This window comes from Flavobacterium sp. 90 (assembly GCF_004339525.1).
Lineage (GTDB): Bacteria > Bacteroidota > Bacteroidia > Flavobacteriales > Flavobacteriaceae > Flavobacterium.
The window spans coordinates 4,653,902-4,668,988 of sequence record NZ_SMGE01000001.1; the positions used below are offsets into that span (position 1 = coordinate 4,653,902).

Annotated in this window: 14 protein-coding genes; 4 read left to right on the forward strand and 10 right to left on the reverse strand. The window is 33.1% G+C overall.

All coding sequences use genetic code 11. The features are described 5' to 3' along the window. Positions 1 to 54 precede the first annotated feature (54 nt). Positions 55 to 579, reverse strand: a complete 525-nt coding sequence (locus C8C83_RS19010) for a DNA-deoxyinosine glycosylase (RefSeq protein ID WP_243653115.1) — start codon at positions 577 to 579, stop codon at positions 55 to 57. A gap of 152 nt (positions 580 to 731) precedes the next feature. On the opposite strand from C8C83_RS19010, the gene C8C83_RS19015 reads away from it, so the two are divergent. The 3 genes from C8C83_RS19015 (at position 732) to C8C83_RS19025 (ending at position 3,682) form a co-directional block, all read left to right on the forward strand. Then, on the forward strand, positions 732 to 1,757 hold the full coding sequence (locus C8C83_RS19015; protein ID WP_121330157.1) for an AraC family transcriptional regulator: 1,026 nt from the start codon (positions 732 to 734) through the stop codon (positions 1,755 to 1,757). A 383-nt stretch (positions 1,758 to 2,140) separates the two neighbouring features. Next, on the forward strand, positions 2,141 to 3,091 hold the full coding sequence (locus C8C83_RS19020) for a helix-turn-helix domain-containing GNAT family N-acetyltransferase (protein WP_121330158.1): 951 nt from the start codon (positions 2,141 to 2,143) through the stop codon (positions 3,089 to 3,091). Positions 3,092 to 3,358: 267 nt separating this feature from the next. Further along, on the forward strand, positions 3,359 to 3,682 hold the full coding sequence (locus C8C83_RS19025; RefSeq protein WP_121330159.1) for a cupin domain-containing protein: 324 nt from the start codon (positions 3,359 to 3,361) through the stop codon (positions 3,680 to 3,682). 82 nt (positions 3,683 to 3,764) lie between these two features. On the opposite strand, the gene C8C83_RS19030 is transcribed toward C8C83_RS19025, so the two are convergent. The 7 genes from C8C83_RS19030 to C8C83_RS19060 all read right to left on the reverse strand — a co-directional run bounded on the left by C8C83_RS19030 (position 3,765) and on the right by C8C83_RS19060 (position 13,449). Further along, a complete protein-coding gene (locus C8C83_RS19030; protein WP_121330160.1) occupies positions 3,765 to 4,964 on the reverse strand; it encodes an FAD-dependent oxidoreductase in 1,200 nt (399 codons plus the stop codon). Then, positions 4,961 to 5,449: a low affinity iron permease family protein gene (locus C8C83_RS19035; protein ID WP_121330161.1), complete on the reverse strand. Its 489-nt coding sequence runs from the start codon at positions 5,447 to 5,449 to the stop codon at positions 4,961 to 4,963. Before C8C83_RS19035 ends, C8C83_RS19030 begins: the two co-directional genes overlap by 4 nt. A 6-nt stretch (positions 5,450 to 5,455) precedes the next feature. Then, entirely contained in the window at positions 5,456 to 8,275 is a 2,820-nt protein-coding gene (locus C8C83_RS19040) for an AsmA family protein (RefSeq protein ID WP_121330162.1), read from the reverse strand. An 86-nt stretch (positions 8,276 to 8,361) separates the two neighbouring features. Next, entirely contained in the window at positions 8,362 to 9,192 is an 831-nt protein-coding gene (locus C8C83_RS19045; RefSeq protein ID WP_121330163.1) for an MlaD family protein, read from the reverse strand. 31 nt (positions 9,193 to 9,223) lie between these two features. Then, entirely contained in the window at positions 9,224 to 10,003 is a 780-nt protein-coding gene (locus C8C83_RS19050; RefSeq protein ID WP_121330164.1) for an ATP-binding cassette domain-containing protein, read from the reverse strand. Positions 10,004 to 10,005: 2 nt separating this feature from the next. Beyond that, on the reverse strand, positions 10,006 to 10,764 hold the full coding sequence (locus C8C83_RS19055; protein WP_121330165.1) for an ABC transporter permease: 759 nt from the start codon (positions 10,762 to 10,764) through the stop codon (positions 10,006 to 10,008). A gap of 408 nt (positions 10,765 to 11,172) precedes the next feature. Then, complete coding sequence (locus C8C83_RS19060; RefSeq protein WP_121330166.1) at positions 11,173 to 13,449, reverse strand: glycosyltransferase; 2,277 nt, start codon at positions 13,447 to 13,449, stop codon at positions 11,173 to 11,175. Positions 13,450 to 13,799: 350 nt separating this feature from the next. Between C8C83_RS19060 and C8C83_RS19065 the strand changes: the two genes are divergently transcribed. After that, positions 13,800 to 13,961, forward strand: a complete 162-nt coding sequence (locus C8C83_RS19065) for a DUF1328 family protein (RefSeq protein WP_099708306.1) — start codon at positions 13,800 to 13,802, stop codon at positions 13,959 to 13,961. Positions 13,962 to 14,080: 119 nt separating this feature from the next. On the opposite strand, the gene C8C83_RS19070 is transcribed toward C8C83_RS19065, so the two are convergent. After that, the gene (locus C8C83_RS19070; protein ID WP_121330167.1) at positions 14,081 to 14,548 is read right to left on the reverse strand and encodes a DUF1440 domain-containing protein; all 468 of its coding nucleotides are present in this window, start codon (positions 14,546 to 14,548) and stop codon (positions 14,081 to 14,083) included. Between the two features lie 8 nt (positions 14,549 to 14,556). Further along, the gene (locus tag C8C83_RS19075; RefSeq protein WP_121330168.1) at positions 14,557 to 15,066 is read right to left on the reverse strand and encodes a DinB family protein; all 510 of its coding nucleotides are present in this window, start codon (positions 15,064 to 15,066) and stop codon (positions 14,557 to 14,559) included. Positions 15,067 to 15,087 lie beyond the last annotated feature (21 nt).

Here is a 15,087-nt window from a genome sequence, read left to right on the forward strand (position 1 = left end):
CTTTCACCTTTTTTTATTAGACGTTTAATACCTTAATTATTATCGACAGAATTATTAATGTTCAGCGATAATCATCCATTCGTCAAGTTTAGACTGGAACGATTTACTTGCATTTGCAGGACTTGTGGACGGAAGCGTAATAAGTTGATATTGTTTCTCTAAATGAACATATTTCTTAAAAAATGCCGCCGCTTTTTGTCCGTTAAAGAAAATGGTTTTTATGTTGGAATGTTGTTTTAAAAACGTCTCAAAATCATTAGCAATTTCGTTTTTGATTGCGCTGTCCAGACTTCCAACGCGATCACAATATTGAAGAATATCCCAAAGCGCAATTTTATTTTTCTGCAAAAGTGCCTTTCTGGTTTCGTAATCCGTAGAGAAATCCTCCTTTAGAATCAAGAACATAAATTTCCAGAAATTATTCTGATTGTGTCCATAATACTGATTAATTTCTAACGATTTTGTTCCGGGCATTGTGCCTAGAATCAAAATGTTAGCGTCATTATTACTTATAGGTTGAAAGGAGAAACTTTTCATGTTTTGAATTAAGAAATATTTTGTTTGAGTTAAAATAATCATTTATAAGTAATTATAAAACAAAAGCAGAAAATTATATAACATTATTCGCACAGGTTAAGGCGAACTTTGAAATATGATTTTACTATACAAGAATACTATTTCTTGAGCACAAATCTATCACAAGACATTATAGAATTTTAAATCGGAACAAAATGAAAACAGTTACTATAAATACAGAGAAAATTCAAGATATATTTAATGAGTTAAATGCAAATTTTAACGGAAAAGTGACTTTCGATTTAGAAGAATATAAACTTGAAGTGGATAATAATTTTGCAAAAGGTTCTATTATTGGCGCGTCTTTCAATGATAATATTTCATATGTACAATTTGATATGACTTTCTCAACAAATGTTCGTTTGGATATTTTAAACGTTAAATCATCGCCGGTTTATTTTGCATATTGTTCAAAGGGAAGTCTTTCTCATAGTTTTGGTTTTTCGGGAGAAGAAAGAAAATTTAAAACTTTTCAAACCGCAATAGTTACTTCAAAAGAAAGCCAGGATAATGTTTTATTTTTCGAAAAAGACAAGAAAACAAAATTTACTTTAATCATCGTAGGTACTGAAAACGAAGAACAAAACGAAATGCATTCTTTGAATCAAAAGGTCAAAGAAACTTTTTTTGAAAATAATGCCGTTCAGGATTTCTTTTATATCGGTTCGTATAACTTGAAAATTTCTGAAAAAATTGAACAATTAAACGCCGTTACACAAACCGGAATCGTTAGAAATTTACTAAAAGAAGGTATTCTAAGAATCATTCTGGCAATGGAAATTCAGCAACACACAGATGATTTAAATGCTTTACCAAAAGATTCAAATTGTTTGACTCTCAAAGAAATGGAAGAAATAAAAGAACTTTCTGAAACTATAAAAGCCAATCCCGAAGAAGCTTTTACAATCAAATCACTGAGCAAAAAATCAGGTTTGTCTCCAAATAAATTGCAGGAAGGTTTTAAAATGATCCACAATAGAACCGTAAACGATTACATCACACATATGCGAGTGATGAAAGCCGAAATTCTAATCAGAACTTCAGACTTAAATATCTCCGAAATAGTGTATTGCATTGGTTTTACAAGTAGAAGTTATTTCTCTAAAATCTTCAAACAAAAATTCAATTGTAGCCCAAAAGAATATAAATTTAATTTAAATCCTTTAGCTATTACAGCTTAGGAAAAGGTTCTAAGGGAGTAAGGTTCTGAGGGGCTAAGCTTTTTTAGAATCAAAGGCAAAATAGGTTTTACCGTAGAGGCGCACAGCAGTGCGTCTCGGCAAAGATTAGACGTAAAGAAAATACGTCTTTTTTTATGTTTATATTTTTTATAAGGAGCTATTTCCTGCTGTTCCTTCCAATCTTTTGTGCCGAAACCCAGCACAAAAGGATTTTCCCTCCCATCAGGGCTAGGATTCTAGTTTCATCCATATAAAATCATTTCAATAATTGCCTTTTCCTCCAAGTAACCCTTTGTCACTTTGCAACTCTGAACCTAAAAAAATATTTGGTCACAAATAATTTTTAATTACATTTGCATAACTAGTTATGTAATTAATTATATATGGAATTTTTCAATAAAGTAGGTAAGGTGGCTTTAGGAAGCCGATTACGTTTAATGACAGCAATGATAACCGACGATGCTGCTAAAATATATGAGTCTTATGGCATGAATTTTATGCCAAAATGGTTTCCGGTTTTTTATACGCTTATAGAAGAACGCGAAATAACCATTACAGAAATCGCCAACGAAATTGGACATTCGCAACCATCGGTGAGTAAGATTGTTCAGGAAATGATTGCGGCAGGTTTAGTCGAAGAAAGCTTGAAAAGCAATGATAAACGCCGAAATATTGTTGGTTTAACCGAAAAAGGCAAAGAATTTTCGAAAGAATTAAAGCAACAACTCAAAGATGTCGAAGCTGCTGTTGACGGTTTAATTACCGAATCAACTCACAATCTTTGGGCAGCACTTGAAGAATGGGAATTTTTACTGGAGCAAAAAAGTTTGTTTAAAAGAGTAAACGAACAAAAAAAGCTGCGCGAAAGCCAGGATGTAAAAATTGTACCATTCGAACCTCAATATCTTGATGCATTCAAACAATTAAACGTAGAATGGATTTCGACGTACTTCGAAATGGAAGAAGCAGATTATAAAGCTTTGGATAATCCACAGGAATATATTTTAGATAAAGGAGGTAAAATTTTCGTGGCTTTATATCACGATGAACCTCTTGGAGTTTGTGCTTTAATAAAAATGAAAGATTCTGATTATGATTTCGAAATGGCAAAAATGGCGGTTTCACCAAAAGCACAAGGCAAAAATATTGGCTTTCTTCTTGGTCAGGAAATTGTAAAAAGCGCTAAAGAAGCTGGAGCAAAAAAGATATATCTGGAAAGTAACACCATCTTAAAACCCGCAATTAATTTGTATTATAAACTCGGTTTCCAAAAAGTATATGGATTGGCAACGCCTTATAAGCGTTGTAATATTCAGATGGAGCTTAAGGTTTAGGTTCTTTTAGAGGTTCTAAGTGACTAAGGTTCTGAGGTTCTAAGTTTTTTCCTAGAACCCTACTAACTCAGGGACTTATTATCTCAAAAAGAGGAAATTTAGGTTCTGCAAACGTCGGACATTTTATAGAACTTCCCGAAGCTGGACGAAATAGTTGATGTGTTTACATCATTAAGAAAGGATTATCCATAATTTAAGTTGCTAAAATACTAAGTAAAAGCTCAAAACCTTAGCAACTCAGGAACTTAGAACCTTAAAAATAAATAAATGAAAAACATTGTAAAAAAAGAAGAAGCTGTTTCAAGACAGTTTTTAGGAGTTGATTTTGTAGTACTTTCAATAGGTACAGATTCTATGGTGACAAAAATGTTGTATAAAGCAACAGATAATGTTCCGTTTCATAAACACCCTAATGAGCAAAGTGGTTACGTAATTTCAGGTAAATACAACTTGAAGTTTGGCGGTAATGAATTTCCGTTATCAGAAGGCGATACGTATTCGATTCCTGCAAATGTCGAGCATTCTATAGAAATTCTCGAAGCAGGTGAAGTTGTTGATGTATTTACACCAATAAGACAGGATTATTTGTAGTATAAGTTGCTAAGGTTCTGAGTTGCTAAGCTACTAAGAAAAAAACTTAGAGCCTCAGAACCTTAGAAACTCAGAACCTTTTCTAACGCCCAAACTTATAATAAACCAAATCCTGATTTTCTTTATCATCAATAGAATCAAGAATCGAATTCATTCCCAGAACGCTGAAAGTGATTCCGTTACCTCCAAATCCGAGGACGTAATGTTCGTTTTTTTTGGGATCTGGTTTTCCGAAATAGGGTAAACCATCTTTTGTTTCGCCAAAAGTTCCTGCCCAGGAATAATCTATTTTGAAATCGATAAGTGGAAATTTTCTTTGAAATTGTTTTTGTAAATACGCTTCTTTTTTCGGCAATAATTTATCACGTTTTTGAGCGTCTTTGAAGTCTTCATCGCCACCGCCAATAATAATCCGATTGTCGGCCGTTGCTCTAAAATATAAATATGGATCTGCTGTATTCCAGAATATTGCATTTTTAAAAGCCACTGGTAAATCAGGTAGATTTTCTGAAGCAATTACAAACGTACTTTTTAGATCAACTACTTTTTCAGTCAATGTTTCAATGCTTTCGTAACCGCTGCAATGTATAATATGATCTGCCGTAATGGTAAATTTGTTTTCAGTACGAGCAATACATTTTTCTTTTTGGTTTTGAATATTAACAATATTTGTACGGTCAAAAATTTGCATTCCGTTTTCCTGGCAATAAAACAATAAATCTTGTGCGAGTTTATAAGGATCCATAACTGCGGCAGTTTTTGATTCGATTGCTGCGAGCGCATTTAATCCCATTTCTTTCAAATTGAATTTGCTTAACCAGGTTACATCAAATCCGGAGTTTTTTCGGGCTTCAAATTCTCGTTTCAAAAACGGAATATCCTTTTTCACGGAAGTAAAATAAATGCTTTTTTTGAATTCAAACTGACAATCACTTTTTATGGTATCGATGATATTTCGCAAATCAAAAATGGCTTTTTTTCCATTCTTATAACTGTCAACGGCACATTCTAAACCTCTTAATTCTATTAGTTTATGTAACGGAACATCAATTTCATATTGAAGTAAAGCGGTACTTGCCGCCGTACTTCCATTACAAACATCGCGACGATCAACGAGAACTATTTTTTTTCCGTCGTTTATTAATTTATAGGCAATTAATGCTCCCGTTATTCCTCCGCCAATGATTAAAATTTCCGTGTCAATATCTTTGGTTATTGAGGGATAACTGTTTAGCATGGCATTTTTTAGAGGCCAGAAAGTTTCGGTGGAACGTAGTTTCATTTTTTGGTAATATTTCGGGTACTTAATTTCGTTCTGTTTTTGTCCTTACGCTCATGTTGTTCGTGCGCTTCGGCAATAGAATGAGAATTTCTGATGCTTTCGTCTTTCTTAGCAAGTTCACTTAATCTGTGATAGTATTTTTGAACAATAATCATTTCGTCCTCCGTCATACTTTCGATATCAACCAGACTATTACTTGAATATTCGTTTGAAGCAACCAATTCATTTAGCTTAAGCTGAATAGCAAGAGAATCTTTGTTTTGCGCTTTCTGAATCAAAAAAACCATCAGAAAAGTAATAATTGTCGTTCCGGTATTGATAACCAATTGCCAGGTTTCTGAATAATCGAAAATAGGACCGGAAACTGCCCATGCAACCACAATCAAAAATGCGCCTATAAAAGCTGGTGTGCTTCCGGCAGCTTTAGAGACATTGGTAGCAAATTTTTCGAAAGCACTGCTTTGTTTTGTTTTTTTAGTTTTCATTTGAATTTAACTTTTTCGTTTGCTTACTTTTTCTTCCCGAATGACTTTATTGTGTTTTTCATCATAAACGGCATCATCAATTTTTTGTCCTGTTTTGCTAAAGATTTTAATTTTTGGATCTTCGTGCGTTCCGGTAATAACAATCGGGAAACCAATGAGTCCAAAAGGAGGCAATCCTAATCGCATTCTTAAATCAAGAAGTCCGTCAAAACTTGTAGTTCCTTTTATTGTTGGTTTAAAACTTGCCACGCTAAACGTGAATGGTTCGATGTGGATTAAATTATTGTCTATAGACGATTTGATTTCGATTCCTTTCAAACCAGGATCGTCAAGTCCTTTTTGTCCGGTTTTAGAACTAATTCCGTCAAATAATTTCAATCCTTTTACTTTTACATCACGCAAGTTTATTGTTCCTCCGCCTTCAAGAGATTCGTAAATTGGTCCCATATTTCCGTTCAGATCACCTTTTACTTTATAATCTACAGAGATAATTCCCTGTGCTTTTTCAGCGACGGTAACCATATCATGAAACATCGGAATTTCTTTGTAAGCTCTTTGTACGCTGAAATCTTTGGCTGTAAAATGAGCATCAAAATGTGCTGCGGTTGGTGATTCATCTTTATAAGTAGCATTTATTCCCAAGAGACAATCGATAATATTGAAAGTGGCATTGTCTAAATAAAAACCTTCTTTTGTAATACCAACTTTTCCGTTGAGTTTGTTTAAAACCAAACCGTTATATTCTACTTTATCGGCATTTGCGGTAAGTGCAACATTTAAGTTTTTCGGAACGATTACAACGCCGCTCATTTTTGGATGATCTTCTTTGGCGTATTCAACTTCAAGATTTCGATCAGTGTTTTCACCTTTTTTGAGCGCCATAAATTCATCGACATTGATGAGTTTAGAATGCATATTAAAATCCCCGCTCAAAGTTCCGTGCGATTCCATAAAATAATTTATGGTGTTGAGTAAATATCCGTTAATCGCAAAATCAGATTTTCCATAAGTAGCATCGAATTTTTCGAACCACATTTTCTCATTCTGAAAACGGAAATTTCCTTGTTGGATAAAAAAGGATTTCGGAAATAATTCTGAAGTTGCTTTTATATTTTTTAATATAATTGTGCCTTTATTATCAAGTTTATTATATTCTCCTTTTGTGGCGTAACTTTGTTTCCCTTTTAGCGAAAGATCTGCTTTTGCATAACCGGTTACATCAAGTCCTTTACGAGAGAAAACCTGATAAATACGTCCAACATTCAGTTCGCCTTTAATTTTTGCATTATAAGCCAAGTCAGTAAAGTCAGATAAAGCGGCGTTGACATACATCGGATTTCCTTCAAAAACAAAAGAAGCCGGAGCAACTGCAACAATCAAATCTTTGAATGTTCCTGCTTTATTTAGCACATTGGCGATAAAAGTAATGTCAGTAATTGGGTTAGGATAAGAGTCCGTTTTTAGCCAGCCGTTGCGCAACGAAATTCCGCCAATAGTTTTCGGAAATAGTTTTTTTGAAGTACTAAAAATACCTTTTGCCTGAATATTTGTTTTCAGGATTCCTTTTAATTCTATGGTATTCAAACCTAATGCGGCGTCTACGGTTGCAAGATCTAATGCGCCTTTTACGCTTGCATCGACCGTCATTTCATTAAAACCTTTACTATACAAATAAGCTGTGAAATAATCTTTTTCGGCAACTTTAAATTTAAAAGTTTTTAGATTTATCAAAAGTTTTTCTACGTCAAGCGAAGGTAAAACCGCATTTAAATCCATATGAAAACCGGTTAATGGAGCAGGGGCATTTTGATAATTTATAGCACCTTTATCAATTTTAAGATCAAAAGCCAAATCTGGTTTCAGCTTTTTGGCAACATTATAATCTCCTTTAAAAGTAAAAAGCAAATCACTATTTCCGGAGATTTCGGTTTCATCCATCCATTTCAAATATTCCGGAGGCATTACAGATAATAAATCTTTTACAGTTGTGTTTTCTGATGCTGCTTTGATATTGATTTTATATCCGTCTCTTAAAATGGTAAATAAACCGGTGAACTTCAGCGGTAATTTGTTAATTCGTAACTCATTTTTTTGAAGAATAAATGAAAGTGCGTGCGTGTTGATTCTTGTAATTAAATCGGCTCGAACTTCTTTTTTTCGCAGATATGCAGTTCTGTCGTAGTAGAAATCAACATTATCGATTCTCGCATCTGTATTTAAGTCAAAAATATCTTCACTAAGATTTCCTTTTCCAATATAGTTAAAGCCTTTTGCATCGACCAAAATTTTGGCAGAACGATCGTTATATTTTACGTGACAATCTTTCAAATCTATTCGTTCTAAGCGAATTGCAGTTCCTTCTTCCGGTTCATTTGGATCGTTTGGTTTTTTATCACGATCTTCGGGAGCGACATAAATATTATAATTGGCTTCTCCTTTTTGGTTGACCATTATATTGATTAAAGCTTTAGAAACATAGAGTTTATTAATTTTTACTTCATTGTCAAAAAGCAATCTTTTCAAATTAATCCCAAAAGCAACTTGTTCTGCTTTTAGCAAAGTATCATTGCGAAATGGAGCTGAACCTGTCAATGATAAATCATCAAGCGAAACTGTAAGCGAAGGAAAATGCGTAAAAAATGACAACCTTGATTTCGTAAAATCCATTTTGGTATCTAAGCGTTCATTAGCAATTTTCTTTACTTCAGACGCAACTGCTCCGGGAAATAACAACGGAATCAAAAATATTAAAAGCAAGATACTCGCAATTGTAATTCCGGTTATTTTTAGAGTTTTAAGGGCTATATTTTTATAAGATACAGGCATATAGAGATATTTTAAACCATTTTTAGAATCACATTTCACAAGTCACATTTTCATAACTCACATTTTCACATTTCACAAATCACATTTTACGATTTAGCTTTTTCAGAATCTTTTTTAGCGTCGTCTTCTTTTTGCTTTTCCTGCTTTTTAGCATCTTCTTTGACTTTGTCTTCCTTAGCTTTTGCTTCTTTTTCCTCTTTGGCCTTTTCTTCTTTTTTCTCTTTCAGTTCTTCTTTTTGTTTTTCCTTTTGTTTCTCTTTTTTCTTGAAATATCCTCTCAACAAAAAGTTACTTTTGGCAGCTTCCATATTATCGCTAAAACCTTTGGTTCCTGATTCTAAATTTGATAAGGTATTCGAAACACTGTTTGCCATTTTATCATCTCGAACTAATCTTGCCAAAGCACCGTTTCCGTTATTCATAGAATGACTAAAAATCGCAAGTTCATCAGAAATAACACCAACATTATCGACACTTTTTTTGACACTTTTCATTATATCATTCATTTCGATTCCGTCAATAGAAGCAATTGCGCCATTGTTTTCGATGATTTTTGTAGATTTTATGCCGGGAGTAATAGTCAAAACTTTATCACCCATTAATCCGTCAGAACCAATACTGGCGCGCGCATCTGTTTTAATAAATTTGCGAACTTCATCTTTTACGACCATCGACACAACGACAGAAGAATCATTAATTAATCTGATTTCTTCAACCGTTCCGATGTTGATTCCTGAAAACCGAACATTATTTCCGACTTCTAAACCACTAACGGTTTTAAATCGGGATGAGATGTGAAATGTTGACCCGAATAGATTTTTTTGTTTTCCAATAAAATATACTGCCAGAATAAAAAGCAGTAAACCTATTGTTACAAACATTCCTAATTTCCAAGTATATCCAGATTGCTTCTCCATGATTTCTAAGATTTCTAATTTTTATTTTGCTTTATTCAAAGAATGAGCGAACCCATTCGTCTTCGTCTTTTTCTAATTCTTCATAAGTTCCTTCGGCGTGAATCACTCCGTCTTTCAAAACCATAATTCGGTCGGCAGTTAATTTGGCGCAAGCCATATCATGCGTAATAATGATCGAAGTTGTTTTGCGTTTGTGTTTGATATCGAGAATCAATTCGCTTATTTCTCTTGAAGTTATCGTGTCTAATCCCGTTGTTGGTTCATCGTATAAAATGATTTCAGGTTTAAGGATTAAAGTTCTGGCTAAGCCAATTCTTTTCTGCATTCCGCCCGATAATTCAGATGGCATTTTGTCAATTGCATCGCTTAATCCTACGTTATCGAGAGCTTCCATGATTTCGCTTTCGACTTCTTCGGCGGATAATTCTTTTTTGTGTTTTTTTAATGTAAATGCCAAATTTTCTCTAACCGACATTGAATCGTACAAAGCGCCACTTTGGAACAAAAATCCAATTCGAACTCTGATTTCGTTCAATTCAGGTTTGGTTAGATGAAGTACATTTTCATCAAAAACTTTTATTTCGCCTTGATCCGGTTCAATCAATCCAACAATGCATTTTATTGTAACTGATTTTCCTGAGCCTGAACGTCCTAGAATTACTAAATCTTCGCCTTTGTTTACGGTAAGATTTACACCTTTCAGGATTTGGTTATTGGCACCAAAAGTTTTGTGCAAATCTTTAATCTCAATGATTGGCGTTTTGCTTTTTACTTTGGTTTTAGGTTCTGTATTTTCTTTTTCCTTGATCATTTTTAAAAGAATAAATCGGTTATTTGAACTGCGACCATATCGAGAATAAAGATGGTTAAAGAAGCGGTTACAACTGCTGAATTTGCTGCTTTACCAACGCTTTCGGTTCCATTTGAGGCATTAAATCCTTTAAAACATCCAATCATTCCAATAAAAAATCCGAAGAAAAATGTTTTAATTGTAGCCGGAATCAAATCCAGAAATTCTAATGATTGCAGAATTTGAGTCAGATAGCGGTAAAAGTTTACATCGCCATGAATATTAATACCAACATATCCGCCAATGATTCCAACAGCATCTGCAAAAATTACTAAAAGCGGAACCATTAATGTACAAGCTAAAATGCGCGTTACAACTAAATAGTTATACGGATTTATGGCTGAAACTTCCATTGCATCAATTTGTTCTGTTACTTTCATAGAACCTAATTCGGCACCAATTCCTGACGAAATCTTTCCGGCGCAGATCAAAGCGGTAATTACCGGCGCAATTTCTCTAATTAAAGAAAGTGCAACCATTCCCGGTAACCATGATTCGGCACCAAATTTTACAAGCGTTGGTCGCGATTGAAGCGTAAGTACCAAACCCATTATAAATCCGGTTATAGCTACTAATGGCAGCGATTTATAACCTATAACATAACATTGTTTCAAGAACTCTTTGGCCTCATAAGGAGGTACAAAAACTTCCTTAAAAAACTGCTTTGCAAACAATGTTGCATTTCCAATTTCTGTGAATGTATTTTTTAAAGTGAAAATCAAAATACTATGTTTTAAGTTAAATCTAATAATTGAAAACCAGTTGTTTAAGTGGTCTTATATCTTCTGATTGTTAAGTATAAAATTACTCTGGAAATACAGAAGAAATCTTACACAACTTTTTAGGAAGTTTATATAATTAACATAGCAGTACACAATAAAGAGATTATTGTATCGTTTGGCGGGAAATGTTAAAATCAGGAAAGTTGTTGAATGGCACGCGGATGACGCGGGTTTAAACAGATTTTTACTGATTTTTTTTCCATTTCTGGGAATAACAAAAAGAGTGTATTGTTAGTATTATTATTATTATTATTGAAATAGAATAGAAGTAAAAACAAAAAATCCCTTCGTTAAAAGGGATTTTCTGGGTTTAATAGAATTTTGGTCAGTCTATTATCGTTTGATTCTTTATGAATTTATAGCAATGCCGCTTCTGTTTTTTATTAACGGAATTACTTTTATTTCTGCTAATTTAAGATTTTCCATGATTAATCTTGCAGTAAGATAACAAACTGTAGATTCTGCACCTTGATTTAAATTGATGTTTTCTTTTTCCAAACCGTCATAACCGCCGCCACTTACAGGATTATACATAATTTGATTGAGATGATTTTTGCCTAAAAACCAGTTAAAAGCGATTTTCATTTTGTTTTTATATTCGGCTGTGCCAAATGCATTATAAAATGAATTTAAAGTTTGAATCGTGTAAGCAACATCAATTGGCTGTTCTCCATATTCGTTTACATCTGCTTCTGAATCTCTGTGTAACCATCCGTTGTTAGAAATTACTTTGAAATTTTTATCGGTAAACATTTTCGACATTAAAAAGTCAAGAGAATCCAAAGCTACTTTTTTATAGATTGGTTTATTGGTTGTTAGATAAGCATAAAGCATAGATTCCGGTAGAATTCCATTTCCGTAAGTCAGATAGTTTTCAAACCATTTCCAATCACTTGAAGCGTGAATTTCATAATTAGAAAGCAATTTGGCATTCAGTTTATTAATAATCGCGGCAACATATAAATTAGGAACAGCTGTGTGATATAAATACAAACCTTTTGTTGCAAAACCAATAGAACGCGGCGATTGAATATTTTCGGCCCATTTCAAGGAATTCAGCAAACATTTTGTTGCTTTTTTCGTGATACCTTCCGGTAAAATGGCTGCGTTTGAAACCACAGTTCCTAAAGCCCAAATCGCTCTGGCATTTGAATCTTCTAAATTTACTTCGGCATTTTGCTCCACATGTTCGCGGTTTTCCTGATCTACATAATTGATAAAATCGCCTTTTGGTTGCTGACAACGTTCGATAAAATCTAAATAAATCAAGATGTAAGCTAAATCGTCTTTGTCTTGCGTCAATTTATAATGCATACAAAGCGCAATCAAAGCGCGCGCATTATCGTCTAGCGTATAACCTGATTCAAGATCCGGAATTGAGATTTTACTAAATTGAATGATACCTAAATCGGTTGTCATTTTTTTGATATGTCTCAATTGAATTGAAGGATAGGTATATTTTATTTCAGAAGGGCTTTCAAAAAGCTCTTTGTAAGTATTCATGTGTGTGATTGCGGCATTTTCCCAAGAAGAAGCGCGCGTTTTTCTAAAAGCATTTTTTCCCATTTCTTCTCTTAGATTTTCATCTGAAAGTAATTTAATAGCTGCTTCAGAAAATTGATCTACGTTTCCAATATCAACAAGAATTCCGGAATCCGGAGTTAGAACTTCTAATGTATGCGGAATTTTTGAAGCTACAATTGGACAAGCACAGCTCATTGCATAAGAAAAAGTGCCGCTTACTGCCTGGTTTGGATCTTTTGAAGTAAACAAGTAAATGTCTGTAGCTTTTAGATAATCCAAAAGTTCGTCTGTATCAAGATATTCATTTATAAAACGAACATTATTTTCTAGTTTTAATTCTTTTACAATACCTTCCAATTTATCGCGATAAGCATCAACTCCATCTTTTATTAGATTTGGATGTGTTTTTCCTATAATTAAATAAAGAACATTTGGAGTGTTTTCGACAATTTTTGGTAATGCCTGTAAACCTGTTTCAATGTTTTTCCCTTCTCCTAAAAGTCCAAAAGTAGATAACACTTTTCTTTCCTGAATATCGAATTTTTCTTTGGCTTGTTGTGGAGTTTCATAAATTACAATATGAGTTCCGTGTGGTACGCAAGTAATAATGTCTTCATTAATACCATAATCTCTCATCAAAATTTCTTTGGATTGATTGGTCATTACAAAAACCGAATTGCTATAAGAAAGCAGCAATTTTACAAAAGTTTTGAGTTCGTCGTTCGGGTTTGGGATTACGCTATGAAAAGTATAAGTAAGTGGTTTTTTGACTTCATTCAAAAAATCTAATAAATAGTCTCCATAATTCCCTCCAAACAAACCAAATTCATGCTGAATATGAACTAATTTAACTGATTTGTCTTTGTTGATTTCATGCGCAACTTTAGTATATTCTTCTTTGTTTCTTGTGTTTAAAGTGTAGGCTTGCGTTGGATTTGCTTTTGGTTTATCTACCAATTCACAAATTTGACAAGTAATTGATTTACCAAATACATCCGTAATTCCTTTTATGGTGTCTTGAGTATAAGTTGCTATTCCACATTGCGTTGGAGGAAATGTAGAAAGAAAAACTATTTTAGATTTATTTGATATCGCTTTCATGGGGATGTTGTTTTAGTTCGTTTAATAAGTCGTTTAGTTTCAATATGACATATAAATAATGTCTATTATTATGGCTAATTCTATACTGCTAAAATTATTATCTAAAATTACTTTATCAATCAAGTGACGATTAATCCAATCGAGCAAAAAGTTAACTCAAAAGCATTTATGTGGGAATTTTGAAACGAAAAGGGGGAATTATAAAATTAACTCAAAAAATTGATTTATAGTTGATTGCGATAAAAAATTAACGTTTTGAGTTAAAGGCTTTGTAAGAAATGAAGGAACTTTGGTTAACAAACAAATCAGACTCTAAGAAAGTCTTTATTATAAATTTAAAATTCATTATTATGTTACGTTGGACAGTCACATTTATAATTTTGGCTATAGTAGCCGGAATTTTTGGTTTTGGTGGAATTGCCGCCGGAGCCGCTAGTATTGCAAAAGTTTTATTCTTTATATTTTTAGTTTTATTCGTTATCTCTTTAGTAACAGGAAGAACAAAAGTGTAGCAATAAGTATTAATTAGCTAAAATAAAAAAAGCGAAACCAGTTGATCTTGGTTTCGCTTTTTTTGTTTCAGGTTTCAAGTTTCAGGTTTTTTTTTGTGACTTAAACTTAAATTTGAAAACTATTTTTGTAAAGAATAATATTTTTTGTTTAGAAAGGCAATCGGTATTCCGATACAGAAAATCAGAATCAGGATGGATAATATTAATGGAAAATCTAAATGTTTCTCTGGCAAAACCGGAAATACAACCGGCAACACAACTAAGTTCATTGCAACCCAGACAAAGATTCCATAAATGATTCCGGATAATAAAGTATTCTTTTTTAAGAATGAAAAGTATGGATATATCGTAAAATAGAACCAGGCAAAAACAAAAGCGATGAAATAGTGCAATAACAATCCATATAACGCCATTTGTGAACCGCCGCTATAAGCTTCTTTTTTGAAAATTCCACTTGCTATAGATTGCAGAATTTTTATGGCAGTTGTTTTTTGAAATAAAATGGCATAGAAAAAAATTGCTGCAAGAATATCCAGCGTTCCCGCAATTAATCCCGCTAAAAATATAGTTCCTGATTTAGACTTCATACAATGATTTAAGATTTGGAAACTTGTTTGTAAATGTCATTTAGTTGTTTTGTATGTCTTTGAATATGAGTCAAAGCAAAACTAATCCATTCAAAAATAGTAAATTTTCCAAAGCCCGGAAGTTCAAAGTCAAGACATGTTTGTGATAAGTCTAAAGTTTCTGTAGCAAGTAATAAATCAGCTTCTGTATTGAGAAATATTGATGTTATTGAATCTTTTTCGTAATCGATAAGTTCTGGTTTTAAAAAATCAGGTGAATCCATTTTTATATCAAAGTTTAAAAATAAAGCTTCGATATCTTTGACTTTTTCATGATAAGGTCTGTCAGTTTCTTCGGTTTTTCCCAGAAATAATTGAGGATAACCGGAGCAGGCAAGTACAAGATGCTGTGCGGTTTGTCCGGCAGTCCAACTATCTTTTGCAGGAACAATATTAAATTCTTTTTGCGAAAACGAAGAAAGTATCGCATTTAAGTTTTTAAATGTTTCAACTGTATCTTTTTGAATTGCTGCTTCCATTTTTATGATTTAGTAGTTGTA

What these genes read in the sequence shown, in the direction of transcription:
- C8C83_RS19010 (WP_243653115.1), bottom strand. Translation starts at nt 579, where the DNA reads ATGATTATTTTAACTCAAACAAAATATTTCTTAATTCAAAACATGAAA.
- C8C83_RS19015 (WP_121330157.1), top strand. Translation starts at nt 732, where the DNA reads ATGAAAACAGTTACTATAAATACAGAGAAAATTCAAGATATATTTAAT.
- C8C83_RS19020 (WP_121330158.1), top strand. Translation starts at nt 2,141, where the DNA reads ATGGAATTTTTCAATAAAGTAGGTAAGGTGGCTTTAGGAAGCCGATTA.
- C8C83_RS19025 (WP_121330159.1), top strand. Translation starts at nt 3,359, where the DNA reads ATGAAAAACATTGTAAAAAAAGAAGAAGCTGTTTCAAGACAGTTTTTA.
- C8C83_RS19030 (WP_121330160.1), bottom strand. Translation starts at nt 4,964, where the DNA reads ATGAAACTACGTTCCACCGAAACTTTCTGGCCTCTAAAAAATGCCATG.
- C8C83_RS19035 (WP_121330161.1), bottom strand. Translation starts at nt 5,449, where the DNA reads ATGAAAACTAAAAAAACAAAACAAAGCAGTGCTTTCGAAAAATTTGCT.
- C8C83_RS19040 (WP_121330162.1), bottom strand. Translation starts at nt 8,275, where the DNA reads ATGCCTGTATCTTATAAAAATATAGCCCTTAAAACTCTAAAAATAACC.
- C8C83_RS19045 (WP_121330163.1), bottom strand. Translation starts at nt 9,192, where the DNA reads ATGGAGAAGCAATCTGGATATACTTGGAAATTAGGAATGTTTGTAACA.
- C8C83_RS19050 (WP_121330164.1), bottom strand. Translation starts at nt 10,003, where the DNA reads ATGATCAAGGAAAAAGAAAATACAGAACCTAAAACCAAAGTAAAAAGC.
- C8C83_RS19060 (WP_121330166.1), bottom strand. Translation starts at nt 13,449, where the DNA reads ATGAAAGCGATATCAAATAAATCTAAAATAGTTTTTCTTTCTACATTT.
- C8C83_RS19065 (WP_099708306.1), top strand. Translation starts at nt 13,800, where the DNA reads ATGTTACGTTGGACAGTCACATTTATAATTTTGGCTATAGTAGCCGGA.
- C8C83_RS19070 (WP_121330167.1), bottom strand. Translation starts at nt 14,548, where the DNA reads ATGAAGTCTAAATCAGGAACTATATTTTTAGCGGGATTAATTGCGGGA.
- C8C83_RS19075 (WP_121330168.1), bottom strand. Translation starts at nt 15,066, where the DNA reads ATGGAAGCAGCAATTCAAAAAGATACAGTTGAAACATTTAAAAACTTA.